Origin of the sequence: Phenylobacterium immobile (ATCC 35973), from assembly GCF_001375595.1 — a bacterium.
Lineage (GTDB): Bacteria > Pseudomonadota > Alphaproteobacteria > Caulobacterales > Caulobacteraceae > Phenylobacterium > Phenylobacterium immobile.
Genome location: NZ_CVJQ01000001.1, coordinates 1,767,624 through 1,793,639 on the forward strand (window position 1 = coordinate 1,767,624; position 26,016 = coordinate 1,793,639).

A 26,016-nucleotide genomic window follows, 5' to 3' on the forward strand; every position below is an offset into this window, starting at 1 on the left:
GCAGGCGGCGGCGTAGGAGACGTGACCAATGAGCAACCCAATCGTCGATCCTCTGGTGGTCGAGCCCGACACCGCCGACAGCGAACTGCTGCGCATCGAGGCGACCCATGACGGCGCAGTGACCCTGACGCTGAAGCGGCCGGCCCGGCGGAACGCGCTGAACGCAGCGCTCATAGCGGCCTTGACCGACGCCTTCGAAACCTTGCGCGGCGCGGAACACGTCCGCGTCGTGTTTCTGGCCGGGGAGGGCGCGGTCTTCTGCGCCGGCGGCGACCTCGAATGGATGCGCGCCGGCCTCGACATGTCGGAGTCCGACAACCGCGACGACGCGCTCACCCTCGGCCGCATGCTTCAGGCCCTCTATGAGCTGCCGCAGCTCACCGTGACTCTGCTGCACGGCGCAGCCTATGGCGGCGGGGCGGGACTGGCCTGCGCCTGCGACGTCGCCATCGCCACGGCTGACACCAAGCTGTGCTTCTCGGAGGTGCGCCTCGGCTTGATTCCGGCGACGATCAGCCCCTATGTCGTGGAGGCCATCGGCGCCCGCGCCGCCCGGCGCCTGTTCGCCACCGCAGAAGTCTTCGACGCCGAGACCGCCCACCGCCTGGGCCTGGTGACCGAAGTGGTCCCCGACGCCGCCGCCCTGGGCGCGGCGGCCCAGCGCATCGCCACGGCCCAGCGCGAGAACGCCCCCTCCGCCGTCGCCGAGGCCAAGGCTGAGGTCTCCGCCGTCGCCGGCCGGCGCATCGACCACCATCTTGTTGAAGAGACCTCGCGCAAGATCGCCAGGGCTCGCGTCAGCGTCGACGGCCAGGAGGGCGTCCGCGCGTTTCTGGAGAGGCGGAAGCCCAGTTGGGCGCTGTAAGGCGCAGCCCCTAGACGCGTCTGGCGACCCGGCCTAACCAGGGGCCCATGCCCTTGCACATGATCAAGCTCTGCGTCGGCTGCGACACGGTTGAGGATCTCGTGGCCTGGAAGGCCGCGGAGGCCGGCGGCAAGCGGCCCTGGACCATGCAGACCCGCCAGACGCCCAAGCGCGCGCCGGAGATGGTCGACGGCGGCTCCCTCTATCGCGTCTTCAAGGGCGCGATCCTCTGCCGCCAGACGATCACCGACATCAAGACCGTCGGCGAAGGGCCCAACAGCCGCTGCATCGTCACGCTGGACCCTGAGCTGATCCTGGTCGCCCCCACCCCCCGCCGCGCCTTCCAGGGCTGGCGTTACCTCACCGAGACCGACGCCCCGCCCGACCTCGGCGTCGACGGCTTCGGCGACGCCCCGCCGGAACTGGCGCGGCAGCTGCGGGAAATCGGTGCCTGGTGAGCGGAGCTCAGCGTGAAGCTATGAACTATTGGCAATCGGTCGTTGCGATTGTTGGTGCGATATTCCTTGGTTTGGCCGTCTTCTGGCGGCCGGCAGTTCCGCCGGTGACAACAAGCGCCGATTTCGCTGCCTGGGTGCAGGCTTGGGGAAGCGTTGCAGCGATCATCGGCACCGCAGCGCTTGGCTTCTGGCTGCAGAGGCGAGACCGCGAATTTGCCCAACAGATGCTTGTCGCCAGCCGCGACCAGCAGAGAGTTGAATTAGAGCGCCGACAATTGTTGGCCTTGCATACGCTGCTCAAGGACTCCTGCAATCACCTTCGCCTATCGATCAGGAAGCCAGCGGAGTGGCTTGTTCCCTCCGCACCTCGCGTGGCGGCGAATGATCAGGCGATTATGGATTTGCCGATCGGAGACTTTCAGGAATGGTCTACTGCGAGCTTTATGGTGACGGTGCGGGCCATACACGGGCCCGTTTGCACGATGCTTTCCACGGCGGCTTCCCAGAACAATATCGCACTCACTCGAAGTAAGGAGTTCCGTGCTGCGCACCTCCGTATGTTGGCGCTTGCGCAGACCACTGTCGACATCAGGGAATGTGTCGACTCCGGACGGCCCTTGATTGATGCGAACGCCTGTTACAACAGCTACCTGCAAGACTCGATGAGCGCAAAGCGGCGGGCCCCGAGCGCGTTTGGGACCAGCGTGGAATGATACCGAGTGAACTTATTAGGTTGACGACCTAGGCCTAAATGTTCTACATTTGTTCTCATGTCGAACGCCCGCCGCGAGCATCACAAACAGATCGTCGCCGAACTGGCCGACACCGCCATGGCGCTCGCCCGCAGCATTGCTGAGAAGGCCCTTGCGGCTGAAAGCGTCGAGCAGACGATCGAACTGACCCAGGCCTATGAGCGCGTCGCCCGCTCGGTGCGCCTGTCCATCGACCTCTGTGAAAAGCTCGATCGTCACGACCGTGACGACGCCCGCGCCGCGCGCGCCGATCGCTATGTCGGCTTTTCCGTCCACGGCGCGGCCCGCCAGCGTCAGCACGACGACCGCATCGAGGCCGTCCGCGCTGCGGTCCGCCGCTCCATCGAACAGGAATGCGAAGGCGAGGACAGCGACGCCTTCGAGGCCGCCCTCGACCTCGCCCTCGCGGAAGCCGCCCTCAACGACGGTTTTGACAGCATCTCGGCTGTCCAATGGACCGCCGTCCTGCGCCAGAAGCTTGGCCTTCCCGAACACCTGACCCTGGACGTCCCCGACCCCAGGCCCACGCCGTCCTGACCCCGCTTATCCCGGCGAAAGCCGGGGCCCAAGCTGAGGGCCGGAACCGCCGATCCTTGGTCGTCCTCTTCGGGACCTGCGCCGCCTACACCGCCAGATTGTCGATCAACCGCGTCCGGCCCAGCCGCGCCGCGGCCAGCAGCCGTGCGGGCTCGCCTCCTAGCGGCCCAGGCCCCAGCCGCGCCAGGTCGCCCGCGCCACGGGCCTCGACATAGTCCACCGGACCAAAACCCGCCGCGCGCAAGGTCCCCAGGGCTTCGGTCTCGACCTCATCGACCCGATCCCCCGCCCGCAGCCGCTCCGCCGCGCGTCGCAAGGTCTGTTGCAGCGCCGGCGCCACCGCCCGTTCCGCCGCCGTCAGGTACGCATTGCGCGAAGAAAGGGCCAAGCCATCCTCCGCCCGCAAGGTTGGCGCGCCGACGATCTCCACCGGCAGGTTCAGGTCCGCCGTGAACCGCCGGATCACCTGCAGCTGCTGGTAGTCCTTCTCGCCAAAGACGGCGACGTCCGGTCCCACCATGTTGAAGAGCTTGCTGACCACCGTCGCCACGCCGTCGAAGTGACCCGGCCGCGCCGCCCCATCCAGCGGCTCGGATACGCCGGAGACATGGACAATGGTCGCCGCGCCCGCCGGATAGACCTCCTCCACCGTCGGGGCGAACATCAGGTCGCAGCCGGCTTCCGCCAGCTTCGCCGCGTCGCCGGCCTCGTCGCGCGGATAGGCGGCGAAGTCCTCGTTCGGCCCGAACTGCGTCGGGTTGACGAAAACGCTCGCCACCACCCGCTCGGCCTGGGTCCGCGCCAGTGTGATCAGCGAGATGTGCCCGGCGTGCAGCGCCCCCATGGTCGGGACCAGCGCCACCCGCTCGCCGCCGGCGCGCCACGCGTGGACGGTCTCGCGAACCTGGGCGACGGTGCGGGCGACGGGAATGGGGAGAGGGCTCTCGGACATCGCCGCCTTATCGGTCTATCCACAGGCGGCGGCAACGGTCGCGTTGACGGGGCGGGCCTGCGCGCGCTCACCTGTCAGGGTTAATGATTCGCTAACCGGGTTGGAGCCACACCAAGCCATGGGCCAGGCTAACGTCATCGTCGTCGGCAATGAGAAGGGCGGGGCGGGCAAGTCCACCATCGCCATCCACACGGCCACCGCCCTGCTGCACGGCGGCGCACGGGTGGCGGTGATCGACCTCGATCTGCGCCAGCAGACCTTCCGCCACTTCTTCGCCAGCCGTGCGGCCTGGCTGGAGGCCAATGGCGTGACCGCGCCCATGGCCGACCTCTATCCGCTCAGCGACGACGACGCTGCGCTCTCCAAGGCGCCGGCCGAGGAGGCCGTGGCCCGTTTCGAGGACGCCTTCGCCCGCGCCAGCGCCAGCGCCGACTTCGTGCTGATCGATACGCCCGGCGCCGACACGGCGACCAGCTCGGCCGCCCACCAGCAGGCCGACGTCATCGTCACCCCGATGAACGACAGCTTCGTCGATTTCGACATGCTGGGCGTCGTCGATCCCGTGACACTCGAGCTCAAGCGCCACAGCCTCTACGCCGAGAGCGTCTGGGCCAGCCGCAAGGCCCGCGCCGTGCGCGACCGCAAGCAGATCGACTGGATCGTTCTGCGCAACCGCCTCGCCTCGACCGAGGCGCGCAACCGCAAGCGTCTGGACGAGCGGGTGCAGGCGCTCGCCCGCAAGGTCGGCTTCCGCGTGGGCCCTGGACTGCGCGACCGGGTGATCTATCGCGAGCTCTTCCCCTTCGGCCTGACGGTCGCCGACCTGTCGCCGCAGATCCGGCCCGTGGCCATGTCGCTGCAGCATGTGGCGGCCCGCCAGGAGCTGCGCGCCCTGATGACCGCCATCGGCCTTTCGGGGTTCAGCGACGAGTTGATGGCCGCCGAATAGGTGGTCTTCCTCCTCCTCGGCGCGCTCGGCCTCTTCCTCGCCGTCTGGATCGGCCGCCGGCCAATGATGATGCGCCGCGGTTGGCGCCTGCTGGCCGCGCCCGCCGCCATGGTTCTGTTCGCCGTCGCCGCCTGGTCGGCGATGCGCGGCGGCTGGGGCCTGTCCGTCGTCCTGTCGGTCGTAGGTCTCTGGCTGTCGGCCGCCGTGCGCCGCCCGTCGCCCAGACCACAATCGCGCCCACCCAAGGAAGACGGCATGAGCCTGGGCGAAGCGCGCGCCATGCTGGGCGTGCCCGAGACCGCGACCGAAACTGACATCGACGCCGCCTATCGTCGGCTCATGCGCACAGCCCACCCCGACGCCGGCGGCACCGAAGGCCTAGCCGCCCAACTCAACGCCGCTCGCGACCGTCTGAAGCGTGATCTGAACTAGGCCCGGAGATGGCGCGACACCGTCCTCCCGCGAGGGGAGAAGGGAAACGGAGAGGCGGCTTACAATCAGCCCTTCACAACCATGCAGGCCATCTTCTTGGCCTTGATCGCCTTGCAGGCCCCGCGAGCGTCCCCCTCGGACAGGTTCTGGATGCGGGCCTTGTAGACGCCGCCTGCGCGGTCAGTATCGGCCGCGCCGCCGGACACCCACTTGCTGAAGCGCTGCTTGACCAGGGCGATCTGGGCGCGCGCGTCGGATTGCTTCTTGAAGGCGCCGACCTGGACAGCCCAGTCCTCGCCGCGCGCCGGCCGGGCCGCTGCGCGGGCCGCAACCGGCGCGGGGATGGGCGCATGGGCCAGGACGATCTTCACCCCATCCTGCTCGGCGTCGCCCTGTTCGATGCCGGTGCGCTGGATCGGGCCGGTCGGCTCCGGTTCGAACAGGCTCTGCGCGACAGTGATCTGCTCGCCGCGGGCGCGACGGCTCATTACGTCAAAGCCGGTCAGCAGCAGGTCCTCGGCGTTCTGGTCGCGCTGGGCGGTCGTCGGGCCGCCCATCACCACGCCGATCAGGCGCCGGTTATCCCGCACCGCCGAGACCGCCAGGTTGAACCCGGAGGCGTTGGTGAAGCCGGTCTTCAGACCATCCACCCCCGGCATCCGGCCCAGCAGCCGGTTGTGGTTGGTCATGGTCTGGCCGCGGAAGGTGAACGAGCGCTGATTGAACAGATGATAGTACTGCGGGTAGTCGCGCATCACCGCCCGCGACAGGATCGCGATGTCGCGGGCCGTCGTCAGTTGTCGACTGTCGGGCAGGCCGTGCGGGTTGGCGAAATGGGTGTTCTGCATGCCCAGCTCCTGGGCGCGCAGGGTCATCATGGCGGCGAAGCGGGCCTCGCTGCCGCCGATCTTCTCGGCCATGGCGACGGCGGCGTCATTGGCCGACTTGATGGCCAGGGCCTGCATCGCCTCGGACACGCTGATCGATTCACCGGGCCGCACGCCCAGCTTCGAGGGCGAAGCCGCCGCGGCGCGCGGCGAGAACACCACCCGGTCGGTGGTCTTAAGCTTGCCCGACGAAAGCGCCTCGAAGGTCAGGTACAGCGTCATGATCTTGGTGATCGACGCCGGGTAGCGCGGATCGTCCGCGTGCTTGGCGTAAAGCACCTCACCGGTCTTCGCATCGACGACGATCGCGGCGTACTTCGTCTGGGTCGCGGCCAGGATGTTTCGGAAGCCGGGGGTCTGCGCCTGGGCGGTGCCAGCGAGGGGAGAGAGCGCCATCGTGGCGGCCAATCCGATCGAAACCATCAGGCGGCGGGCGGGCTGGAGCATGCTTCGTCCGTCGAATCAAAGGGTTGATAGGCGCCCCCCAAGGCCGCCCGTATTCCTGATACCATGAGTTCGCAGGGGTTGAGGCAAGGTAAACAGGAGTTGAACAGGCCGTGATGGAACGCGGCGCCCGTTTCGAGGGCTTGGCGAACGTTTCTGGTCCGCGACAAGTTTGTTGCAGCGCACAATTTCGCGTTGACTGCTGCAGTGCAACATGAGACTGTTCGATCGCCTCAGCGGCCTGGCCGCAGTTCCGCATTCAGGAGACCGGATCAATGTCCGACGCCGCCGATACCGTGAAGAACACCGTCGAGCAGTTCACCGCCGCGACCAACACCGCCTTCAAGGACAACGTTGAAAAGTCGCTCACCGCGCTCAACGAAGCCAACGCCGTCTCGAAGAAGAACCTCGAAGCCCTGATCGCCTCCGTCGCCGCCGCCACCAAGGGCGCGGAAGAGCTGGGCGCCCAGGCCATCGCCTTCTCGAAGTCGGCCTTCGAAAATCAGGTCACCGCCGCCAAGTCGTTCTCCTCCGCCAAGAGCGTGCAGGAAGTCGTCGAGCTGCAGACCGCCTTCGCCAAGTCGGCGATCGAGGCCTACATGGCCGAAGTCGGCAAGATGAGCGAAATCGTCTCGGCCTCCGCCAAGGACAGCCTGAAGCCGCTGAACGAACGCGTCACCGCCGTCGTCGAAAAGATTCAATCCGCGCGCTAAGCCGGACTCTGAGATCGGCTCCTTCGGGAGCCGGGGGCGCAGAGAGGGCCCGGACCGCGAGGTCCGGGCTTTTTCACGTTTGCGCTGGGCGCGCTGGGCGCTAGACCTTACGTCATGTCCAAGATCGAAGACCGCCTCGCCGAACTCGGCGTCGTCCTGCCGCAGGCCGCGGCCCCCGTGGCCAACTACGTCCCCTTCGTCCGTGCGGGCGACCTGGTGCATATCTCCGGCCAGGTGTCGCGCGACGCCTCCGGCGGCGTGACCGGCGTGGTCGGAGTCGACGTGGACGCTGAGACGGCGCGCGCGGCGGCGCGGCTCTGCGGCGTCAGCCTGATCGCCCAGATGAAAGCCGCCTGCGAGGGCGACCTCGACCGGGTCGTCCGCGTGGTCAAGCTGGGCGGCTTCGTCCAGGCCGGCCCTGACTTCTTCGAGATCCCCGCCGTCGTGAACGGCTGCTCGGACCTGATGGTCGAGGTCTTCGGCGACGCCGGTCGCCATGCCCGCTCGGCGGTCGGAGTCTACCGGTTGCCGATGAACTTCGCGGTCGAAGTCGACGCCATCTTCCAGATCGCATGAAGGCGCGGTTCGGCGAGGCCTGGGATCATCTCTTCGGCCCGCCGGTCGCGCACCGCGGGTTGTGGGCCCCTGACGGCCCCCCCGAGAACTCGCTGGCCGCCTTCCAGGCCGCTATCGCCGCCGGCTACGGTGTCGAACTCGATGTGCAGATCTCCGCTGATGGCGAGGCGATCGTCTTCCACGACGACACCCTGGAACGCCTGACCGGCGAGCCTGGCCGGGTTCGCGACCACACCGCGGCCGACCTGGCTCAGATCGCCCTTCTGGGCGGCGAAGAGCGCATCCCGACCCTGCTGGAGGCTCTGGCCGTGATTGGCCACCGCGCCATGGTCCACGTCGAGCTCAAGACCCCCTTCGGCGAGGTGGGTCCCCTTGAGCGGCGCGTGCACGAGGTGCTGATCGACCACAATGGTCCGGTCAGCGTCATCGGCTTCAATCCCTACTCCCATGCCTGGTTCGCCGACCATTTCCCCGGCGTCCTGCGCGGCCTGAACAGCGACGCCTGGCGTTCGGCCCCGCACATGGCCGCCGAACAGCGCAAGGCCTTCGCCGCCCTGCAACAGCTCGGCGAGGCCAGGGCGCACTTCCTCGTCCTGGGCCTCGACGTGGTCGCCAGCGCGCCCGCCGCCAAGCTGCGCGCCAAGGGCATGCCCGTCATCGGCTGGACCGTGCGCGATCCTGCGGACCCGGCGCTCGCGGTTTGCGACAACTACGTCTTCGAGGGCTTCCGGCCTTGAGTCTGCAGGACTCGGTGAGCATCCATAAACGGATCGCCGAGATCGGCCGCGAGGCCTGGGACGCCTGCGCGGCGTCGGCTGGAAACCCCTTCGTCTCCTATGACTTTCTCGACTGCCTGGAAGAGGCCGGCTGTGCGGTGGAGCGAACCGGCTGGGGTCCGCAGCACCTGTCGGTCGCCGACGCCGACGGCCGGACCGCCGCCGTCCTGCCGCTCTATCTGAAGTCACACAGCCAGGGCGAATACATCTTCGACCATGCCTGGGCTGACGCCTGGGAGCGGGCAGGGGGCAGCTATTACCCAAAGCTGCTGTCGGCCGCGCCCTTCACGCCCGCTACTGGCCAGCGGTTCCTGGTGCGCGCTGACGTGGACGCCGAAGAGGCCTGCTCGCGCCTCCTGGGCGGTGCGCTGACGATGTGCGAGCGCTATGGCGTCTCTGGCTTCCACGTCAATTTCCTGACCGAGGCGGAGTGGCGCTGGGCGGGCGACCAGGGCCTGGGTCAGCGCGAGGGCCAGCAGTTCCACTGGGTTAATCGTGGCTACGCCGACTTCGACGCCTTCCTCGCCGACTTGTCGTCGGGACGCCGTAAGACGATCCGCCGCGAGCGCCGGGACGCCGCCGCCGACCTTGAAATCCACGCGCTGACCGGCGCGGATCTCACCGAAGAGCACTGGGACGCCTTCTTCGCCTTCTACATGGACACCGGCTCGCGCAAGTGGGGGCGGCCCTACCTCAACCGCCGATTCTTCTCGTTGCTGGGCGAGCGGATGGCGGACCGGGTGCTGCTGGTCATGGCCAGGCGTCATGGGCGGTGGATCGCCGGCGCGCTCAACCTGATCGGCGAGGACACGCTGTTCGGTCGCAACTGGGGCTGCGTGGAGGACGTCCCGTTCCTGCATTTCGAGCTCTGCTACTATCAGGCGATCCAATGGGCGATCGACCATGGCCTGAAGCGCGTGGAGGCCGGCGCCCAGGGCGAGCACAAGATCGCCCGCGGCTATTTGCCGAGCCCCGTCTACTCAGCCCACTACATCTCCGATCCGCGGTTCCGCGCTGCGGTGATGGACTTCCTCGCCAATGAGCGCGCCCAGGTCGAGGAGCGTATGGAATGGCTGGAAGAGGGTTACTCGCCCTTCAAGACCGCAGGTTAGGGGCGGGCGGCGCCATCCTGCCGCCGCCTGCTGGTCTCAAGGCCATGGGCCGCCCCTCGACTGTCGTGTTACAGCCGAAACCTGCATCTTGCGGGAGTAAGCCATGAGCCTGGACGGGACCTACGACGAAGGCAATATCTTCGCCAAGATCATCCGCGGCGACATGCCGGCGGTGCGGGTGTTCGAAGATGACCGGTTGCTGGCCATCATGGACGTGTTCCCGCAGTCGCGCGGCCACGCCCTGGTGATCCCCAAGCTGAGCCAGGCGCGCAACCTGCTCGAAGAGACCCCGGAGAACGCTGCGGCGCTGATGCTCGGCGTACAACGGTTGGCCAAGGCCTGCCGTGCGGCCCTTTCCCCGGATGGGATCCGGATCGCGCAGTTCAACGGCGAAGTCGGCGGCCAGACCGTGTTCCACCTGCACGTGCACGTTCTGCCCGTCTGGGACGGCCAGCCGATCGGCCGTCACGGTCAGACCGGCATGGCTGACCTCGATGAACTGAAGGCGCTGGCTGAACGGATCGCCGCAAAACTCAGCTGAATGCAAAAAGGCCCGGGCGAGCCCGGGCCTTCCGCATTTTCTGTCTGGAAACCTAGTCCGCGAGCGCGGCCTTGGCGTCCTCGGCCGGGTGTTCGATGATCGGCGCGCCGGGTTCGGTCTCATCGCCCTCGATATCGAAGGCCAGCTTCCCGTCGCGCAGCACCACCTTCACGTGGCCGCCCTTGGTCAGCTTGCCGAACAGGATCTCGTCGGCCAGCGGCTTCTTGATGTTCTCCTGGATGACCCGGGCCAAAGGCCGGGCGCCATAGAGTTCGTCGAAGCCGTTCTTCGCCAACCAGTCGGCCGCTTCGTCGGTGGTTTCGATCGTCACGTGGCGGTCGGCGAGTTGCGCTTCCAGCTGCATGACGAACTTCAGCACCACTTGGCGGATGATTTCCGGCGTGAGGCCGGCGAAGGCCACGATCGCGTCCAGACGGTTGCGGAACTCCGGCGTGAAGACCCGCTTGATCGCCTCATCCGCCTCATCCGCATTCTTCCCCCGGCCGAAGCCGATCGAGTTGCGTTGAGCGTCCGACGCGCCGGCGTTGGTGGTCATGATGAGCACCACATTCCGGAAGTCGATCTTCTTGCCGTTGGAGTCGGTCAGCTGGCCGTTGTCCATCACCTGCAGGAGGATGTTGTAGACGTCCGGGTGAGCCTTCTCGATTTCGTCCAGCAACACGACCGCGTGCGGGTGTTGATCGACAGCGTCGGTTAGGAGTCCGCCCTGGTCGAAGCCGACATAGCCCGGAGGCGCCCCGATCAGGCGGCTCACCGTGTGGCGCTCCATGTACTCGCTCATGTCGAACCGCAGGAGTTCGATGCCGAGCGTGGAGGCCAGTTGGCGGGCCGTTTCGGTCTTGCCGGTGCCGGTAGGACCGGAGAACAGGTAGCAGCCGATCGGCTTGTTTGGATCGCGGAGACCCGCCCGGGCCATCTTCATGGCTGAGGACAGCTGGTCGATCGCATTGTCCTGGCCGTAGACGGCGCGCTTCAGGTCGCTTTCCAGCTGCTTCAGGGCCTCCGTGTCGGTCTTGGACACCGACTTCGGCGGGATGCGGGCGATCTTGGAGACCACCGCTTCGATCTCCTTCACGCCGAGGATCTTCTTGCGGCGACCTTCCGGCAGCAGCATCTGGCTCGCGCCAGCCTCGTCGATGATGTCGATCGCCTTGTCCGGCAGCTTACGGTCGTTGATGTAACGCGCGGACAGCTCCACCGCCGACCGGATGGCGTCGTTGGTGTAGCGCAGCTTGTGGAAGTCCTCGTAGTAGGTCTTGAGGCCCTTCAGGATCTTTACCGTGTCTTCGATGGTCGGCTCGTTCACGTCGATCTTCTGGAAGCGACGCACCAGAGCGCGGTCCTTCTCGAAGTGCTGACGGAACTCCTTGTAGGTCGTCGAACCCATGCAGCGGAGCGAGCCTGACGCCAGCGCCGGCTTCAGCAGGTTCGAGGCGTCCATGGCCCCGCCGCTGGTCGCGCCGGCGCCGATCACCGTGTGAATCTCGTCGATGAACAGCACCGCGTCCGGATGGTTCTCGAGTTCCTTCACCACCTGCTTGATGCGCTCTTCGAAGTCGCCGCGATAGCGGGTGCCGGCCAGCAGCGCGCCCATGTCGAGCGAGAAGATGGTCGAATTGGCCAGGACTTCAGGGACCTGCTTGTTGATGATCTTGCGAGCAAGACCTTCGGCGATCGCCGTCTTGCCAACGCCCGGGTCGCCTACCAGAAGCGGGTTGTTCTTGGTTCGGCGGCAGAGAATCTGGATGCAGCGTTCGACCTCGGCGTGACGGCCGATCAGGGGGTCGACCTTGCCCTGCTTGGCCTTCTCGTTGAGATCGACGCAGTAGGCCTCGAGAGCCTCGCCGCCGGTCTTCACCGGCGCCTTGTCTTCATCCTCGGGCGGAGCCGAAGAGGCGCCCTTGGTCTGCTTCGCCGAGGCCGACGAACCCGCTTTCTTGGCGATGCCGTGGGCGATGTAGTTCACGGCGTCATAGCGGGTCATGTCCTGCTCTTGCAGGAAGTAGGCCGCATGGCTCTCGCGCTCGGAGAAGATCGCCACGAGGACGTTGGCCCCGGTGACTTCTTCGCGGCCCGAGGACTGCACGTGGATGACGGCGCGCTGAATGACGCGCTGGAAGCCGGCGGTCGGCTTGGCGTCCTCGCCATCGTCGACGACAAGCGAGCGCAGCTCGTTGTCCACATAGTTGGTGAGGGTGGTGCGCAGCGACGTAAGGTCGACGTCGCAGGCGCGCATCACTCCGGCGGCCTCCTCGTCGTCGACCAGTGAGAGGAGCAGATGCTCCAAGGTCGCGTATTCGTGCTTACGCTGGTTGGCGTAGGCGACGGCGCGGTGAAGGGTCTCTTCGAGGTGGCGCGAGAATGACGGCAGGGTACTAGTCCTTCTCCATGGTGCACTGAAGCGGATGCTGATGCCGCCGTGCAGTATCAACGACCTGGGCCACTTTTGTTTCCGCCACTTCGTATGTGAAGACCCCGCACACACCGATACCGTGTTGGTGGACGTGTAACATGATCTTCGTCGCTTCTTCGCGCGACTTGTTAAAATACTGCTCTAAAACGTACACCACGAATTCCATCGGTGTGTAGTCGTCGTTGAGTATAAGCACCCGGTACATCGAGGGCTTTTGAGTCTTCGGCTTGGTCTGCGTCACCACCGCCGAACGGACGCCGGCGCCGGAATCTGCATCACTGAGTTTGCGTTCGGCCATTTAACCGGTCTCCTGGCGACGCGACCGCGACACCCACAGGAGATTAGATATGGAAAACATCTCCGTTTGAAAGGGCGGAATCGTCACGCGTGGTGGATATCTCCGGTCAAGGCAGAGCCCAGGCGCCGCGCCAGGGCGCAGAAAACAGCCTCAATCATCTTCCGACGCTGCTTTTGCGCGCAGAATCCGTCCTGAGGTCACCGCGCCCGCGCCGAAGCGGTCTCGCAGCGAGTCGAGCGTTCGCTCGCTGGCCAGCGTCTTCTTCTCGGCGCCGGCGAAAAAATCTGCTTCCGCGGCATCCGCCGGCGCCAAATCAGAGAAGCCAGCGCCGATCAGACGCCAGGACCGGCCGTCCGCCTCGCGGGCCAGCAGTTCGCGCGCCACCGCGAACAGGGTGCGCGCAGTCTGAGTCGGCAGGGCCAGCGTCCGCCTGCGGGTGACGATACGGAAGTCGGTGGCGCGTAGCTTCAGGGTCACCACGCGGCCCGCTACGCCAGCGGCGCGGGCCTGGCGGGCGACGCGCTCGCAGAGCGGCGCAAGCTTATCCTCCAGGTCGGAGACCGCGCTCAGGTCGACGTTGAAAGTCGTCTCGGCGCTGATACCCTTGCGCGATTGATCGGGATCGACCGCGCGCGCGTCCTGGCCATGGGCGAGCCGGTGAAGCCGTAGCCCGCCAGAACCGAAGCGCTCGGCCAGTTCGCGGATATCCGTACGGGCGATATCGCCCACGGTGCGAAGACCCGCGCGCTCCAGACCCGCCACCATGGCCGGCCCCACGCCGGGCAGTACGCCGACCCTGAGGGGCGCCAGGAAACTCTGGGCTTCGGCGGCGCCAATGATGGAGAACCCGCGCGGCTTGTCGAAATCCGAAGCGACCTTGGCCAGGAACTTGTTGGGCGCAAGCCCGATGGAGACGGTGAGGCCCGTCTCGGCCTCGATGCGGGCCTGCAACTTGGCGAGCGTCAGGGCCGGCGCCGCTCCATGTAGCCGCGCGGTGCCCGACAGGTCCATCCAGGCTTCGTCCAGCGACAGGTTCTGGACCAGAGGCGTCAGCTCCGCGGCCATGCCCAGGATCCTCTGGCTCTCGGCGCGGTACTTGGCGAAGTCCGGCTTGATGACCACGGCTTCCGGGCAAGCCTGAAGCGCCTTGAACATCGGCATGGCCGAACGCACGCCTTTGATGCGGGCGATGTAACAACAGGTGGTGACGACGCCGCGCACCCCGCCGCCGACGATCACCGGCTTGTCGCGGAGCTCTGGCCGATCCCGCTTCTCGACCGAGGCGTAGAAGGCGTCGCAATCCATGTGGGCGATGGCGAGGGTGTCGAGCTCATCGTGGGCGACCAGGCGTGGCGACGCGCAGACCGGACAGCGTGCAGGCCGGTATTCGAACTTGGCGAAGCAGTCGCGGCAGAAGCTCTTCATCTCAGCGCCGGCGGATCACCCTGCGGATATACCTGATTTGTTCCATCTCGTCCGCTCTTCAGCGCAGGGCCACTAACGAAGTTTAAGGGAAGGCCGTGGAATCAGTCTCGCTTCGCTGGCGGTCTTGCGCCTCTGGCCCCACGGGACTCGTGCGCCGCCAATGGCCAAGACCATCCTCATCGTCGAGGATAACGAGCTCAACATGCAGCTCTTCAGCGACCTGGTCGAGGATGAAGGCTACGCCGTCCTCCAGGCCCGCGAAGGCGTGAGCGCCCTGGCGCTTGCCCGCGAGCATCGCCCCGACCTCATCGTCATGGACATCCACTTACCCGAGATCTCCGGTCTGGAAGTCACCAAATGGCTGAAGGACGACCCGGCGCTGGCCGGCATCCCAGTCTTCGCGGTGACGGCCTTCGCCATGAAGGGCGACGAGGAGCGCATTCGTGAGGGCGGAGCAGAGGCCTATATGGCCAAACCCGTCTCGATGGACCCGTTCCTCGCGACGATTCGGCGCTTGATCGGATCCGTCGGGGACTGAAAATGAAAACGCCCGGCGGTGAGGCCGGGCGTCTCGAAATTTTCAAGCGGGAAGGCGATCCTACTTGATCTTGCCTTCCTTGAACTCGACGTGTTTGCGCACGATCGGGTCGTACTTATTCATGACCAGCTTCTCGGTCTTGGTGCGGGCGTTCTTCTTCGTGACGTAGAAGAAGCCGGTGTCCGCCGAGGAGTTCATGCGGATCTTGATGGATGCGGGCTTCGCCATGGGCGGGTCCTTGGTGCGGGGCTGACAGGCGACGCCGTCGGCGGTGTTCTAAAGAGCGGCGGAAAATACGAATCTTCGCCGCGAAGTCAACCTATCTCCCTCGGCGCGCCGTCTGTCGATCAGAGCGCCGAGATCATTCGCCTGGCGCCGACGAAGCGGAAGCTGGGACGCGGTCGACTTGAATCGTCGAGTCGGGCGATGGCTTCGGCCAGGATCAGCCGGGTAATGCCTGGCAGCGGCAGCGCGTCGGCTTCAGGGGGCGTGATCCAGGCGATCTCGTCCAGTTCGCCGCAGTCCGGTTGGCGATCCTGGCTCAGCAGCCGCGTAGCCTCCGCCATGAAGAACCAGGTATCGTAGCGGCGAGCGATGTCCGGCGGGGTGATGGCGCGCGCAAGAACCTCCAGCGCTGAGAGATCGGGCAGGGCGCCCTGGGCCAGGAAGGGCCGCCACGCGCCCGCGCCGGGGCGTGTTGGGGCGGGGGTCGCGATCAGAAGACCCGCCTCCTCGAAGGTTTCACGGATGGCGGCCAGGGCCAGGCCGCGGGCGCGGGCGGATTGGCCGTTGCGTTCGAATAGCGCGACGACGTCGGGTGCGAGTTCCGTTGCGGCCGGCGCACGATGGTCGCCGCGGTCCATGCGGCCGCCAGGGAAAACCCAGCGGTCAGGCATGAAAGCGTGGCCGCTGTGGCGGCGGCCCATCAGCACCCGCAGGCTGTCGGCGTCGCGCCGGATCAGGATCAGGCTCGCGGCCGCCTTGGGCCTTACCGTCTTGTCGCCTTGCGGAAGGGGTGGGCCGTCGCGTTTGGGACGAACCGCCATGTCTAGCGTTTCCCCTTGCGCCCGCCGGGCTTGCCGCCGCGCGCGCTGGGCTTGCGTGGCGCAGTCGAGCGGCCTGGGTCGCGGAATTCCGCGCGCGCACGCACACCGGGCCGCGGCCGCGCGGCGGTGGGATCGGGCGGCGCCGGCTCGCTCTGCATGTCGAACAGGAGGCCGCCGGTGATGGGGGTGGCTTCGACGAGGCGAACCTCGACGGGCATGCCGAGCGGCCAGCGTGCGCCGGAGCGTTCGCCGACCAGGGCGTGGCTGCGGTCGTCGTGGACGAAATACTCGCCGCCCAGGCGCGAGACCGGAACCAGGCCATCCGCGCCGGTTTCGTCCAGGCGCACGAACAGGCCGAAGCGGGTGACACCGGTGATCCTGCCGGCGAAGATCGCGCCGACGCGGTCGGACAGGAAGGCCGCCACATAACGGTCGGTGGCGTCTCGCTCAGCGGCCATGCCGCGGCGTTCGGCGTTGCTGATCTTCTCGGCGGTGTCCTTCAGCTTGCCGATCTCGGAGTCGGTCAGGCCATCATCGCCAAGGCCCAGCGCCCGGATCAGGCCGCGGTGTACGATGAGGTCGGCATAGCGGCGGATCGGTGAGGTGAAGTGGGCGTAGCGGCCGAGGTTCAGGCCAAAGTGACCGATGTTGTCGTTGGAATAGACCGCCTGCATCTGGCTCCGCAGGACCACCTCATTGACGATGTCGGCGTGGGGCGTTTCGCGCGTCTGCTCCAGTAGTCGGTTGAAGCGATCGGTGCGCGGCGCCTCACCCTTGGTCCAGGGCACGCCGATGGTCTCAAGGAAGTCGGCCAGGGACTGGACCTTTTCCTGGCTGGGCGTGTCGTGGATCCGATAGATCAGCGGGGTCTTCTTGCCTTCGAGCTGTTCCGCCGCGGCGACATTCGCCTGGATCATCATCTCCTCGATCAGCCGGTGAGCTTCGAGGGATTTGCGCGGCATGATCGAGGCGACCTTGCCGTCCTCGCCGATGATGATGCGGCGCTCCAGGCTTTCGATGGCCAGGGGCGAGCGGGCCAGGCGGCCCTTCAGCATGCAATGATAAGCCTCCCAGAGGGGCTTCAGGATGGTCTCGAGGATTGGGCCGGTCTTATCGTCCGGCTCGCCGTCGATGGCCGCCTGGGCCTGTTCATAGGAGAGCTTGGCGGCAGAACGCATCAGGCCGCGGACGAAACGATGGCCGCGCTTGCGGCCATCGGCGCCAAAGACCATGCGCACGGCCATACAGGCGCGGTTCTCGCCCTCGACGAGGGAGCACAGGCCGTTGGACAGGCGCTCGGGCAGCATGGGCTCGACCCGGTCGGGGAAATAGACGCTGTTGGCCTTCTCGCGCGCCTCGCGGTCCAGGGCGGTGTCGGCGCGGACGTAAGCCGCGACATCGGCGATGGCGACCCAGACGATCCAGCCGCCGGCGTTCCCCGGCTCTTCGTCGGCCTGCGCATAGACGGCGTCGTCATGGTCGCGGGCGTCGGAGGGGTCGATGGTGACGAAGGGTACGGCGCGCAGGTCTTCGCGCCCGGTAAGGGTGGGGGGTTGGGCGGCCTCGGCTTCGGCCTCGGCGGCGGCGGTGAAGCCGGTCGGCAGGTTGTGGGCGTGGATGGCGATGATCGAGGCGGCGCGAGGCTGGTCCTCGCGGCCGATCACCTCCAGGACCTTGCCACGCTTCGGTCCGAAGCGGCCCTCCGCGGCGGTCTCCTGGGCGACCACCAGGTCACCATCGCGCAGGTCGTAGGCGGAGGGGTCGGTGAGCAGCAGGCTGGTCTTGGAGCGGCGATCGACGGGCTCGACCCGAACCTCGCGGCGCGCTTTGCGAATCACGCCCAGCACCTTGTCGGCGCCGCCGCCGACGGTCTTGATCAGACGGGCGATCCAATCGCCGCTCTCGAGCTTCTCAAAACGCACCAGCAGCCGGTCGCCAACGCCCGGCGCAGGCCCCGTGTCGCGGCTTGAGGACGGCGCGAGCGGGACCAGCGGGGCGTCGTCACCCTTGGTGAGGCGGACGAGCAATTCACCATCAGCGTCGCGCTCGACGACATCGGCGACGCCGACCTCGGGCAGGGCGCCGGCCTCGGCGTAGCCGCGCCGGCCGCGCCGGCCCAGCGCGCCTTCGGTCTCCAGAGATTGCAACATTTCGCGCAGGGCCCGGCGTTCGGCGCCCTTCAACCCAAAGGCCTGGGCGATGTCCGCCTTGGCGGCCTCGCCATTCTCACGAAGGTATTTAAGCAGGGTCTCGCGGTCGGGCAGCCCTTGGGGCGCGCGAGCCGCCGCCTTCTTGGCGGCGGCGGGGAAGCGACTCGACTTCGGCGTGCGGGGCGGTTTGGCCATGAGGAAGCGTTAGCACTTTTTCCGTTGGGAGCCCTTCATCCCTGCGCGACGGGCAGGAGGGTTAGGCGTCCGCCACCTTCTTCGCCGGCGCCTTCTTCCTGGCGGTGGCTTTCTTGGCCGGCGACTTGGTCTTGACGACCTTGGCGGTGGTCTTGGGCGGGGCCTTCGCCTTGGCAGGGGCCTTCTTGGCGGCGGGCTTCTTCTTGCCGCCGCCCTTGGCCTCGCGTTCCGCGATGAGCTTGACGGCCTCTTCCAGGGTCAGGTCCTGGGGGTCGGTCCCCTTGGGCAGGTTGGCGTTGGTCGAGCCGTGCTTGATGTAGGGGCCGTAGCGGCCAGAGAGCACCTTGATCGGTGCGCCGTCGACGGGGTGGGCGCCCAGGTCCTTGAGCGCGTTCGCCTCGCCGCGGCCGGCGCGGCCGGCGCGCTTTTCGGCGAGGAGGGCCACGGCGCGGTTCACGCCGACATCGAAGACCTCGTCGGCGCTCGGCAGGTTCGCATAGGTGCCGGCGTGCAGGACGAAGGGTCCGAAGCGGCCGATTCCAGCGGTGATCGGCTGGCTGTCTTCGGGGTGCAGCCCAACTTCGCGCGGCAGGCGCAGCAGGCGCAGGCCCTTCTCCAGGTCCATGTCCGGCGCCGACCAGCCCTTGGGCAGGCTGGAGCGCTTGGGCTTTTCGCCCTCTCCCAGCTGGACGTAGGGGCCGAAGCGGCCGGACTTCAGAAAGACCGTCTCGCCGGTGACGGGGTCTGTGCCCAGTTCACGGTCGCCGCTGGGCGCATCGCCCTCGGTCTGCTGGCCGATGGGACGGGTGTAGCGGCATTCCGGATAGTTGGAGCAGCCGACAAAGGGGCCGAAGCGGCTGGTCTTCAGGCTGAGATGCCCCGTGCCGCAGGTCGGGCAGACGCGCGGGTCGGCGCCTTCCGAGACCTGCGGAAAGAGGAAGGGCGCGAGGACATTGTTCAGTTCGTCAAGCACGTCGCGGGTGCGCAGGCCGCTGACCTCCTCGGTCTTGGCGTGGAAGTCGTTCCAGAACTCGCGGAGCAGGACCTTCCAGTCGAGATCGCCCGCCGAGACCAGGTCGAGCTTTTCCTCAAGGTCGGCGGTGAAGTCGTACTCGACGTAGCGACGGAAGAAGCTTTCCAGGAAGACGGTCAGCAGCCGGCCGTTGTCCTCGGGATGGAAGCGATTCTTCTCCATGCGGACGTAGCCGCGGTCGCGAAGGACCCCCAGGACCGAGGCGTAGGTGGACGGCCGGCCGATGCCGAGCTCCTCCATCTTCTTGACGAGGCTGGCTTCGGAGTAGCGCGGGGGCGGCTCGGTGAAGTGCTGGTCCGCGCGGGCTTCGGCGACCCGGGCGTCGGCGCCTTCATGGACGATGGGCAGGCGGCCGCCTTCCTCGTCGTCGGCGTCGTCGCGGCCTTCCTCATAGACGGCGAGGTAACCGTCGAAGAGCACGACCTGGCCGGTGGCGCGCAGGCCGATACGGCCGTCGGAGGTCTCCATGTCGATGGTGGTGCGCTCGAGCCGCGCCGATTCCATCTGCGAGGCGATCATCCGCTTCCAGATCAGCTCGTAGAGCCGGCCGAGGTCGGGATCGAGGCGCATGCGGCCGGGGTTGCGGGCCAGCGACGTCGGGCGGATCGCTTCGTGGGCCTCCTGAGCGTTCTTGGCCTTGGTCGAATAGATGCGGGCCTTCTCGGGCACATAAGGCGCCCCGTACAGACCACCGATGACATCGCGCGCCTCGTCGAGGGCTTCGGGCGCGGTCTGCACGCCATCGGTCCGCATGTAGGTGATGAGGCCGACGGTCTCGCCGCCGATGTCGACGCCCTCATAGAGTTTCTGGGCCGCCTGCATGGTGCGCTGAGCCGAGAAGCCGAGCTTGCGCGAGGCCTCCTGCTGCAGGGTCGAAGTGGTGAAAGGCGGCGGCGGTGAGCGCCGGGCCGGCTTCTTCTCGAGCGCCGTGACAGTGAACTGCGACTCGCGCACCGCGTCGCGGGCGGTGGTGGCGGCGGCCTCGTCGCCCAGGTCGAACTTGGTCAGGCGCTTGCCGCCGAACTTGGCGAGGCGGGCGGTGAAGGGGTCGCCGCCGGCCGAGACGTCGGCCTCGACGGTCCAATATTCCTGGGTGCGGAATTTCTCGATTTCGATCTCGCGGTCGACCACGAGACGGAGCGCCACCGACTGCACGCGGCCGGCCGAACGCGAACCCGGCAACTTGCGCCAAAGCACGGGCGAGAGGGTGAAGCCCACAAGATAGTCGAGGGCGCGGCGCGCGAGATAGGCCTCGACCAATTCCATGTCGAGGTCGCGCGGGGCCTTCATGGCTTCGGTGACAGCGGACTTGGTGATGGCGTTGAAGACGACGCGCTGGACGGCGATGTCCTTCAAGCCGCGCTTCTTCCGCAGAACCTCCAGGACGTGCCAGGAGATGGCCTCGCCCTCGCGGTCGGGGTCGGTGGCCAGGATGATCTGGTCGGCGCCCTTGGCGGCTTCGGCGATGTCGGACAGGCGTTTGGCGCCCTTGGCGTCGGCCTCCCAGGTCATCGCGAAGTCGTCGTCCGGCTTCACCGAACCGTCCTTGGGCGGCAGGTCGCGGACGTGGCCGTAGGACGCCAGGACCGTGTAGTCCGAGCCCAGATACTTATTGATGGTCTTAGCCTTGGCCGGGCTTTCGACGACGACGAGCTTCACTTATGCGGCGCTTTCCGAGGGCCGCTGAGGCCCCCTCTCAGGGAGGCGGAAAGTGGGGGCGGCCCTAGGGCTCTGTCAACGCCCCAGCTTTCCGCCGGCCAGCAGCCTGCTTCGCAGGCTTAAATTCGCGACGCCATGCCGCCTGGCGCGAGCTCGCAGCGGCCGGCGATGGAGAGTTCCACCAGCGCGGCGAAAACCAGCGACGCCGGCGCAGCGCACGCGCGGACGATCTCGTCGATGGGGGCCGGGGTCGGCGAGAGGAGGGCGTAGATCCTCTCTCGCAGGGCTTCGTCCGGGTCGCTTGGCGCGCCGCGGTAGGGATGTTCGGGTTCGCGCAGGCCGGACAGGCCCTCCAGGGCGCGCAGGACGTCGTCGGCGCCTTCGCAGAGTGCGGCGCCCTGCCGGATAAGGTCGTTGGCGCCGCGGGCGCGCGGATCCAGCGGCGAACCGGGCACGGCCAGGACTTCGCGGCCCTGTTCAGCGGCCAGGCGGGCGGTGATCAGGGAGCCGGAGCGAATCTCCGCCTCGACCACCACGACGGCGCGGCTGAGGCCGGAGATGATCCGGTTGCGGCGGGGGAAGTCGCGGGCGACGGCCTTGCGGCCGGGTTCGTTCTCGGAGACCACGCAGCCGGATTCCACGATCTGGCCGTAGAGGGCGGTGTTCTCGGCCGGGTAGATGTCGTCGACGCCGCCGCCGAGCACGGCGACCGTGCCGGTGCGCAAGGCGCCCTCGTGGGCGGATTTGTCGATGCCGCGGGCGAGGCCGGAGACGATGACCAGGCCTGCCGCGCCAAGCTCGGCGGCCATGCCGCGGGCGAAACCTTGCGCCGAAGCTGAGGCCACACGAGCGCCGACGATGGCGACAGTGGGCCGGACCAGCAGTTCGGCGTTCCCCCGCGCCCACAGCACCGGCGGCGGCGGGTCCACGGCGGCGAGAAGGGGCGGGAAGGTGAGTTCGCCCGAGCAGAGGAGCCGGGCGCCGAGGGTCTCGCCGGCGGCGAGCTCGCGGTCGATGGCAGCGTCGCTGGGCGGTATGACCGAGCGGCCGGCGTTGCGGGCGAGGTCGGGGAGGGCGGCGAGCGCGGCCTCGGCGTCGCCGAAGCGGTCGATCAGGTGGGCGAAGGCGACGGGGCCGACCGTCTCGGTCCGCGCGAGCTTCAGCCAGGCGCGACGTTCGTTCGGGCTCACGCCTTATCGCCGCCGATCTTCGGCTCTTGGCCCTTGAGCAGGCGACGGATGTTCTCGGCGTGCCGGAAGTAGACCAGCGTGGCCATGACGGCGGCCAGGAGCGCGATAGGCCAGGGGCGGCCGAGCGCCAGGGCGACGACCGGTGCGGTCGCGGTTGCGACCAACGCCGACAGCGAACTGAATTTGAAAAGTTTCGCCACAACCAGCCAGGTCGCGCAGGCGATCAGTCCGACCGGCCAGGCGGCCGCCAGCAGCGTGCCCAGGAAGGTGGCCACGCCCTTGCCGCCGCGGAACTTGAGCCAGACCGAAAAGAGGTGGCCGAGGAAGGCCGCCCCGCCGGCCAGGGCCGTCAACTGGACCTGGACCATGGGACCGGCGTCACGGGTGGCTAGCCAGGCGCAAAGGACCGCCAGCGCGCCCTTGCCGCCGTCGCCCACCAGGGTGACGAAGGCCAGGCCTTTGCGGCCCGTTCGCAGGACGTTGGTGGCGCCGATGTTGCCCGAGCCGATCTGGCGCAGGTCGCCGGCGCCCGCCAGGCGCGTGACGATCACGCCGAAGGGGATCGAGCCCAAAAGGTAGCCGCCCATGACGGCGGCGAGGATCAGGGTGGGCGTCATCTCAACCAGCCTGGAAGACGGTGCGACCGTCGACAAGGGTGCGCAACACCTTGCCCTGCAGGCGGCGGCCGTCGAACGGCGAGTTCTTGGACTTGGAGGCGAGCTTGGCGGCGTCGATCAGCACCGGCGCGTTGGGATCGCAGAGCACGAGGTCGGCCGGGGCGCCTTCGTTCAGGCGCCCGGCGGGCAGGCGCAGCAGGTCGGCTGGCGCAGCGGTCACCGTGCGGATCAGGTCGATGAGCGGGATGCGGCCATCGTGATGGAAGGCCAGCAGGGCCGGCAGCAGGGTTTCGAGCCCCACGGCGCCGGGGGCGGCCTCGTCATAGGGTAGGCGCTTGTCCTCGGCCGGGGCGGGGGCGTGGGCGGAGACGACGATCTTGATCAGGCCTGAGGCGACGGCGTCGATGACCGCCTGGCGGTCATCTTCGCTCCGGAGCGGCGGCTCGACCTTGCAGAAGGTGCGGTAGTCGCCGATGTCGATCTCATTGAACGACATGTGGTTGATCGAGGTGGTGGCGACGGCGTTCACCCCGCGACCAAGGGCTCGCTTCAGGCTGTCGAGCGCGCCGGCGGTGGTGATCTGGTCGACCAACAGCCGCGCGCCAGTGACTTCGGCCAGGGCCAGATCGCGCTCCAGCATGATCCGCTCAGCCACGGCGTGGACGGAGGGCAGGCCCATGCGGCCGGCGAACTCGCCCGAGGTGGCCGCGGCGCCCTTGGACAGCCAGGGGTCGGCCGGTCGGTGGGCGACCAGGACATCGAAGCCCCTGGCGTAGGCGAAGATCCGCTGCAGCACCTTGGAGTCGACGATCGGGTGGTCTGCGTCGGTGATGTAGACGCAACCGGCCTCGGCCATGAGGCCGATCTCAGCCATCCGCTCGCCCTTTGCGCCCTTGGTGGCGGCGCCGGCGGCGTAGACGTGAACCAGTTCAATGTCGCGGGCGCGGCGCAGGATGAAATCGACCACGGACGGGTCGTCGACCACGGGATCTGTGTCGGGCTGGACGACGATGGAGGTGACGCCGCCCGCCGCCGCGGCGCGGGAGGCGGACTTGAGCGTCTCCTTGGGTTCGGCCCCGGGCTCGCCGGTCTTGACCCGAAGGTCGATAAGGCCGGGCATCATTAGCTTGCCCTGGCCGTCGATAATCTCGGCGCCGGCGGGGGCCGCGATCTCGCCGCCCTGGGCCACCTTGGCGATCTTACCGCCCTCGACAAGGAGGGCGCCCGGGCCCTCATAGCCGCTGGCCGGATCGACAAGGCGGACGTTGGTGAACAGCGTCGCGGCCATCAGGCGTTGTCCAGGCGCTGGGCGAGCGTCGCCAGAACGGCCATGCGGGCGGCGACGCCCATCTCGACCTGATCCTGGATCAGGCTGATGGCCAGGTCGTCGGCGACGTCGGAGTCGATCTCGACGCCGCGGTTCATCGGACCCGGGTGCATGACGCGCACGCCGGGGTCGGCATAGGCCAGCTTCTCGCGGTCGAGGCCGAAGTAACGGAAGTATTCACGCTGGGAGGGGGCCATGACCCCGTCCATGCGCTCCAGCTGCAGGCGCAGCATCATGACCACGTCGCAGCCGGCGATACCGTCGCGCATGGTGTTGTGGACGGCGGCGCCCCAGCGCTCGGCCTGTGCCGGCATCAGGGTGGCGGGGCCGACCAGCCGCACTTCGGCGCCCAGCATCTGCAACATGGCGACGTTGGAACGGGCGACGCGGCTGTGCAGGACGTCGCCGCAGATGGCGACCTTCAGCCCGGCGATCCTGCCGAAGGCGCGGCGCATGGAGAGCGCGTCGAGCAGCGCCTGGGTCGGGTGTTCATGCTGGCCGTCGCCGGCGTTGATCACCGAGCAGGTGACCTTCTGCGCGAGCAGGGCGGCCGCGCCGGAGGAGGCGTGACGCACGACCAGCAGGTCGGGCTGCATGGCGTTCAGCGTCACGGCGGTGTCGATCAGGGTCTCGCCCTTGGCGATCGACGAGGAGCGCGGGCTCATGTTGACGACGTCGGCCCCAAGTCGCTTGCCGGCCAGCTCAAAGGAGCTCTGGGTGCGCGTCGAGTTCTCGAAGAACAGATTCATCAAGGTCCGACCGGCCAGGAGGTCGAGCTTCTTGGACGTCTGACGGTTCAGGCTGACGAACCGGTCGGCGAGGTCGAGGAGGTTCGCGACCTCGACCTCGTTCAGGTCCAGCACCGACAGGAAATGGCGTTTCGGGAACGGCGCGATGCGCCCAAGCGCCTCGCTCAAGCCGGGATCGGTGAAGGGCGCTCTATCGTTCATCAAAGCTGCGTCTTAGGGGGCTTCTGGGGGGAAGGGAAGGTCAGGACGGCGAACGTTCCCCAAGATCAGCGGCCATCAGGACAAGGTATCCGTCAGGATCCTGCACGACGAACTCACGCTTGCCGCTCTCGCGGTCACCCGTGCGACGCCAGACCTCGCGCGGTTGGGCGTAGAGGGGGTGAGCCCGCGCGCTCAACCGTTGCAGTTCAGGTTCGATATCGCCGACGAAGACCTGGATAATCACGCCGCGCCCAAACGGCGGAACAAGCTCGGCGGTTTCCCACTTGGCGGATCGGTCGCACAGCATGATCTGACCGCCTTCAGGCCGTTCCAGATACACGAATCCCGGCCGTTGATAGGCCTGGCCGAAGCCGAGGACATCGATCCAGAAGGCGCGGCTGACCGCAAGGTCGCTGACCAGCAACTCCGGCGCGAGCTTCGCCCAGCCGCCTTTTGGAGGTGATCCAAAGTCAAAAGTTTCGGTCATGCCTAACCTTAACCGTCATCCCGGGCGTAGCGAAGCGCAGACCCGGGACCCAGGGGTCGTTGCACGCGCCGTCTCCTCCGTACCGACGGCGCAGCCGTGCAGAACCCTCCTGGGTCCCGGATAGCCCCTGCGGGGCTTCCGGGATGACAGTGGATTTCTTAGCCCTGCCGCAACCGCTCCAGGGCGCCTTGCAGGATCCAGGCGGCGGCGGCTTTGTCGACGAGGTCGGCGCGGCGGGTGCGGCTGACGTCGGCTTCGTCGATCAGCATGCGGTTGACGGCCGCCGAGCTCAGACGTTCGTCCCAGAAGGCGATCGGGATGTCACGCAACCGCAGCAGGTTGCGGGCGAAGGCGCGGGAGGACTGGCAGCGCGGCCCCTCGGTCCCGTCCATGTTCACCGGCAGGCCGACGACGATCCCGCCAACGCCGCGGTGATCGATGACCTTGAACAGGGCCTCGGCGTCCTGGGTGAACTTGGTCTTGCGGATCAGTTCGAGAGGCGAGGCGATGATCCGGGCGCCGTCTGAGACGGCGACGCCGATGGTCCTTTCGCCCAGGTCGAGGCCGACGAGGGGCGCCACGGGGAGGTCTTGCAGGTCTACGATGGCCATGGCGGCTCCCATATCATTGAAAAAGCGCTTCGCGGCGGCTAACCCAGCGCGACACATTCAAG

Annotated in this window: 27 protein-coding genes; 12 read left to right on the forward strand and 15 right to left on the reverse strand. The window is 67.5% G+C overall.

Annotated features, from left to right (window positions below; all coding sequences use genetic code 11):
* The first annotated feature begins 28 nt into the window (after positions 1-28).
* The 4 genes from BN1313_RS08665 to BN1313_RS08680 are packed head-to-tail and all read left to right on the forward strand — an operon-like array spanning position 29 to position 2,612.
* Entirely contained in the window at positions 29-865 is an 837-nt protein-coding gene (locus tag BN1313_RS08665) for an enoyl-CoA hydratase-related protein (protein ID WP_091739146.1), read from the forward strand.
* Positions 866-912: 47 nt separating this feature from the next.
* On the forward strand, positions 913-1,323 hold the full coding sequence (locus BN1313_RS08670; protein WP_091739149.1) for a DUF1489 family protein: 411 nt from the start codon (positions 913-915) through the stop codon (positions 1,321-1,323).
* Between the two features lie 20 nt (positions 1,324-1,343).
* Entirely contained in the window at positions 1,344-2,036 is a 693-nt protein-coding gene (locus tag BN1313_RS08675; RefSeq protein ID WP_091739151.1) for a hypothetical protein, read from the forward strand.
* A 57-nt stretch (positions 2,037-2,093) separates the two neighbouring features.
* Positions 2,094-2,612, forward strand: a complete 519-nt coding sequence (locus BN1313_RS08680) for a hypothetical protein (RefSeq protein ID WP_091739154.1) — start codon at positions 2,094-2,096, stop codon at positions 2,610-2,612.
* 85 nt (positions 2,613-2,697) lie between these two features.
* Here the strand turns inward: BN1313_RS08680 and panC are convergent, their stop codons facing one another.
* Positions 2,698-3,564 (reverse strand): pantoate--beta-alanine ligase, encoded by an 867-nt coding sequence (gene panC, locus BN1313_RS08685; protein WP_091739157.1) that lies wholly within the window; start codon positions 3,562-3,564, stop codon positions 2,698-2,700.
* 118 nt (positions 3,565-3,682) lie between these two features.
* Between panC and BN1313_RS08690 the strand changes: the two genes are divergently transcribed.
* Together BN1313_RS08690 and BN1313_RS08695 are read left to right on the forward strand one after the other, a co-directional pair.
* Positions 3,683-4,513: a division plane positioning ATPase MipZ gene (locus tag BN1313_RS08690; RefSeq protein WP_091739160.1), complete on the forward strand. Its 831-nt coding sequence runs from the start codon at positions 3,683-3,685 to the stop codon at positions 4,511-4,513.
* Positions 4,514-4,945 carry a J domain-containing protein gene (locus BN1313_RS08695; RefSeq protein ID WP_091739163.1) on the forward strand — a complete coding sequence of 144 codons (432 nt, stop codon included), beginning with the start codon at positions 4,514-4,516 and terminating at the stop codon, positions 4,943-4,945.
* 65 nt (positions 4,946-5,010) lie between these two features.
* Here BN1313_RS08695 and BN1313_RS08700 read toward each other — a convergent pair whose 3' ends face one another.
* Entirely contained in the window at positions 5,011-6,279 is a 1,269-nt protein-coding gene (locus tag BN1313_RS08700) for a D-alanyl-D-alanine carboxypeptidase (protein WP_091739166.1), read from the reverse strand.
* Positions 6,280-6,551: 272 nt separating this feature from the next.
* Here BN1313_RS08700 and BN1313_RS08705 point away from each other — a divergent pair, with 272 nt between their 5' ends.
* The 5 genes from BN1313_RS08705 (at position 6,552) to BN1313_RS08725 (ending at position 9,994) form a co-directional block, all read left to right on the forward strand.
* On the forward strand, positions 6,552-6,989 hold the full coding sequence (locus BN1313_RS08705) for a phasin family protein (RefSeq protein WP_091739169.1): 438 nt from the start codon (positions 6,552-6,554) through the stop codon (positions 6,987-6,989).
* Between the two features lie 114 nt (positions 6,990-7,103).
* Positions 7,104-7,565: a RidA family protein gene (locus BN1313_RS08710; RefSeq protein ID WP_091739172.1), complete on the forward strand. Its 462-nt coding sequence runs from the start codon at positions 7,104-7,106 to the stop codon at positions 7,563-7,565.
* The gene (locus BN1313_RS08715) at positions 7,562-8,302 is read left to right on the forward strand and encodes a glycerophosphodiester phosphodiesterase family protein (protein ID WP_091739175.1); all 741 of its coding nucleotides are present in this window, start codon (positions 7,562-7,564) and stop codon (positions 8,300-8,302) included. The genes BN1313_RS08710 and BN1313_RS08715 overlap by 4 nt, the downstream gene beginning before the upstream one ends.
* A 14-nt stretch (positions 8,303-8,316) precedes the next feature.
* On the forward strand, positions 8,317-9,453 hold the full coding sequence (locus BN1313_RS08720) for a GNAT family N-acetyltransferase (RefSeq protein ID WP_245620146.1): 1,137 nt from the start codon (positions 8,317-8,319) through the stop codon (positions 9,451-9,453).
* A 103-nt stretch (positions 9,454-9,556) separates the two neighbouring features.
* Complete coding sequence (locus BN1313_RS08725) at positions 9,557-9,994, forward strand: HIT family protein (RefSeq protein ID WP_091739181.1); 438 nt, start codon at positions 9,557-9,559, stop codon at positions 9,992-9,994.
* A 52-nt stretch (positions 9,995-10,046) separates the two neighbouring features.
* On the opposite strand, the gene clpA is transcribed toward BN1313_RS08725, so the two are convergent.
* The 3 genes from clpA to BN1313_RS08740 form a co-directional block, all read right to left on the reverse strand.
* Positions 10,047-12,386 (reverse strand): ATP-dependent Clp protease ATP-binding subunit ClpA, encoded by a 2,340-nt coding sequence (gene clpA / locus BN1313_RS08730; RefSeq protein WP_091742538.1) that lies wholly within the window; start codon positions 12,384-12,386, stop codon positions 10,047-10,049.
* A 4-nt stretch (positions 12,387-12,390) separates the two neighbouring features.
* Entirely contained in the window at positions 12,391-12,726 is a 336-nt protein-coding gene (gene clpS / locus BN1313_RS08735; protein WP_091739184.1) for an ATP-dependent Clp protease adapter ClpS, read from the reverse strand.
* Positions 12,727-12,876: 150 nt separating this feature from the next.
* Positions 12,877-14,151, reverse strand: coding sequence for a DNA polymerase IV (locus tag BN1313_RS08740; RefSeq protein WP_091739186.1), 1,275 nt, complete (start codon positions 14,149-14,151; stop codon positions 12,877-12,879).
* A gap of 160 nt (positions 14,152-14,311) precedes the next feature.
* Between BN1313_RS08740 and BN1313_RS08745 the strand changes: the two genes are divergently transcribed.
* Positions 14,312-14,689 (forward strand): response regulator, encoded by a 378-nt coding sequence (locus BN1313_RS08745; RefSeq protein ID WP_091739189.1) that lies wholly within the window; start codon positions 14,312-14,314, stop codon positions 14,687-14,689.
* A 60-nt stretch (positions 14,690-14,749) separates the two neighbouring features.
* Here BN1313_RS08745 and rpmG read toward each other — a convergent pair whose 3' ends face one another.
* From rpmG to ruvX, 10 genes are all read right to left on the reverse strand, one after another.
* Entirely contained in the window at positions 14,750-14,917 is a 168-nt protein-coding gene (rpmG, locus tag BN1313_RS08750; RefSeq protein WP_091739192.1) for a 50S ribosomal protein L33, read from the reverse strand.
* A gap of 119 nt (positions 14,918-15,036) precedes the next feature.
* Complete coding sequence (locus tag BN1313_RS08755; protein ID WP_091739195.1) at positions 15,037-15,735, reverse strand: NUDIX hydrolase; 699 nt, start codon at positions 15,733-15,735, stop codon at positions 15,037-15,039.
* A gap of 2 nt (positions 15,736-15,737) precedes the next feature.
* The gene (gene rnr / locus BN1313_RS08760; protein ID WP_091739198.1) at positions 15,738-18,080 is read right to left on the reverse strand and encodes a ribonuclease R; all 2,343 of its coding nucleotides are present in this window, start codon (positions 18,078-18,080) and stop codon (positions 15,738-15,740) included.
* A 61-nt stretch (positions 18,081-18,141) separates the two neighbouring features.
* Positions 18,142-20,772 (reverse strand): type I DNA topoisomerase, encoded by a 2,631-nt coding sequence (topA, locus tag BN1313_RS08765; protein ID WP_091739201.1) that lies wholly within the window; start codon positions 20,770-20,772, stop codon positions 18,142-18,144.
* A 119-nt stretch (positions 20,773-20,891) separates the two neighbouring features.
* On the reverse strand, positions 20,892-21,962 hold the full coding sequence (gene dprA, locus BN1313_RS08770; RefSeq protein ID WP_091739204.1) for a DNA-processing protein DprA: 1,071 nt from the start codon (positions 21,960-21,962) through the stop codon (positions 20,892-20,894).
* Positions 21,959-22,579, reverse strand: a complete 621-nt coding sequence (plsY, locus tag BN1313_RS08775; protein WP_091739207.1) for a glycerol-3-phosphate 1-O-acyltransferase PlsY — start codon at positions 22,577-22,579, stop codon at positions 21,959-21,961. Before plsY ends, dprA begins: the two co-directional genes overlap by 4 nt.
* A gap of 1 nt (position 22,580) precedes the next feature.
* Entirely contained in the window at positions 22,581-23,867 is a 1,287-nt protein-coding gene (gene pyrC / locus BN1313_RS08780; protein ID WP_091739209.1) for a dihydroorotase, read from the reverse strand.
* Positions 23,867-24,856 carry an aspartate carbamoyltransferase catalytic subunit gene (locus BN1313_RS08785; RefSeq protein WP_091739214.1) on the reverse strand — a complete coding sequence of 330 codons (990 nt, stop codon included), beginning with the start codon at positions 24,854-24,856 and terminating at the stop codon, positions 23,867-23,869. Before BN1313_RS08785 ends, pyrC begins: the two co-directional genes overlap by 1 nt.
* Positions 24,857-24,896: 40 nt before the next feature.
* The gene (locus BN1313_RS08790; RefSeq protein ID WP_091739217.1) at positions 24,897-25,343 is read right to left on the reverse strand and encodes a VOC family protein; all 447 of its coding nucleotides are present in this window, start codon (positions 25,341-25,343) and stop codon (positions 24,897-24,899) included.
* 158 nt (positions 25,344-25,501) lie between these two features.
* Positions 25,502-25,954 carry a Holliday junction resolvase RuvX gene (gene ruvX / locus BN1313_RS08795; protein ID WP_091739220.1) on the reverse strand — a complete coding sequence of 151 codons (453 nt, stop codon included), beginning with the start codon at positions 25,952-25,954 and terminating at the stop codon, positions 25,502-25,504.
* Positions 25,955-26,016 lie beyond the last annotated feature (62 nt).

Coding starts and splice junctions, on each gene's coding strand:
- BN1313_RS08665 (WP_091739146.1), top strand. CDS start 29: ATGAGCAACCCAATCGTCGATCCTCTGGTGGTCGAGCCCGACACCGCC.
- BN1313_RS08670 (WP_091739149.1), top strand. CDS start 913: ATGCCCTTGCACATGATCAAGCTCTGCGTCGGCTGCGACACGGTTGAG.
- BN1313_RS08675 (WP_091739151.1), top strand. CDS start 1,344: ATGAACTATTGGCAATCGGTCGTTGCGATTGTTGGTGCGATATTCCTT.
- BN1313_RS08680 (WP_091739154.1), top strand. CDS start 2,094: ATGTCGAACGCCCGCCGCGAGCATCACAAACAGATCGTCGCCGAACTG.
- panC (WP_091739157.1), bottom strand. CDS start 3,564: ATGTCCGAGAGCCCTCTCCCCATTCCCGTCGCCCGCACCGTCGCCCAG.
- BN1313_RS08690 (WP_091739160.1), top strand. CDS start 3,683: ATGGGCCAGGCTAACGTCATCGTCGTCGGCAATGAGAAGGGCGGGGCG.
- BN1313_RS08700 (WP_091739166.1), bottom strand. CDS start 6,279: ATGCTCCAGCCCGCCCGCCGCCTGATGGTTTCGATCGGATTGGCCGCC.
- BN1313_RS08705 (WP_091739169.1), top strand. CDS start 6,552: ATGTCCGACGCCGCCGATACCGTGAAGAACACCGTCGAGCAGTTCACC.
- BN1313_RS08710 (WP_091739172.1), top strand. CDS start 7,104: ATGTCCAAGATCGAAGACCGCCTCGCCGAACTCGGCGTCGTCCTGCCG.
- BN1313_RS08715 (WP_091739175.1), top strand. CDS start 7,562: ATGAAGGCGCGGTTCGGCGAGGCCTGGGATCATCTCTTCGGCCCGCCG.
- BN1313_RS08725 (WP_091739181.1), top strand. CDS start 9,557: ATGAGCCTGGACGGGACCTACGACGAAGGCAATATCTTCGCCAAGATC.
- clpS (WP_091739184.1), bottom strand. CDS start 12,726: ATGGCCGAACGCAAACTCAGTGATGCAGATTCCGGCGCCGGCGTCCGT.
- BN1313_RS08740 (WP_091739186.1), bottom strand. CDS start 14,151: ATGAAGAGCTTCTGCCGCGACTGCTTCGCCAAGTTCGAATACCGGCCT.
- BN1313_RS08745 (WP_091739189.1), top strand. CDS start 14,312: ATGGCCAAGACCATCCTCATCGTCGAGGATAACGAGCTCAACATGCAG.
- rpmG (WP_091739192.1), bottom strand. CDS start 14,917: ATGGCGAAGCCCGCATCCATCAAGATCCGCATGAACTCCTCGGCGGAC.
- BN1313_RS08755 (WP_091739195.1), bottom strand. CDS start 15,735: ATGGCGGTTCGTCCCAAACGCGACGGCCCACCCCTTCCGCAAGGCGAC.
- rnr (WP_091739198.1), bottom strand. CDS start 18,080: ATGGCCAAACCGCCCCGCACGCCGAAGTCGAGTCGCTTCCCCGCCGCC.
- plsY (WP_091739207.1), bottom strand. CDS start 22,579: ATGACGCCCACCCTGATCCTCGCCGCCGTCATGGGCGGCTACCTTTTG.
- pyrC (WP_091739209.1), bottom strand. CDS start 23,867: ATGGCCGCGACGCTGTTCACCAACGTCCGCCTTGTCGATCCGGCCAGC.
- BN1313_RS08785 (WP_091739214.1), bottom strand. CDS start 24,856: ATGAACGATAGAGCGCCCTTCACCGATCCCGGCTTGAGCGAGGCGCTT.
- BN1313_RS08790 (WP_091739217.1), bottom strand. CDS start 25,343: ATGACCGAAACTTTTGACTTTGGATCACCTCCAAAAGGCGGCTGGGCG.
- ruvX (WP_091739220.1), bottom strand. CDS start 25,954: ATGGCCATCGTAGACCTGCAAGACCTCCCCGTGGCGCCCCTCGTCGGC.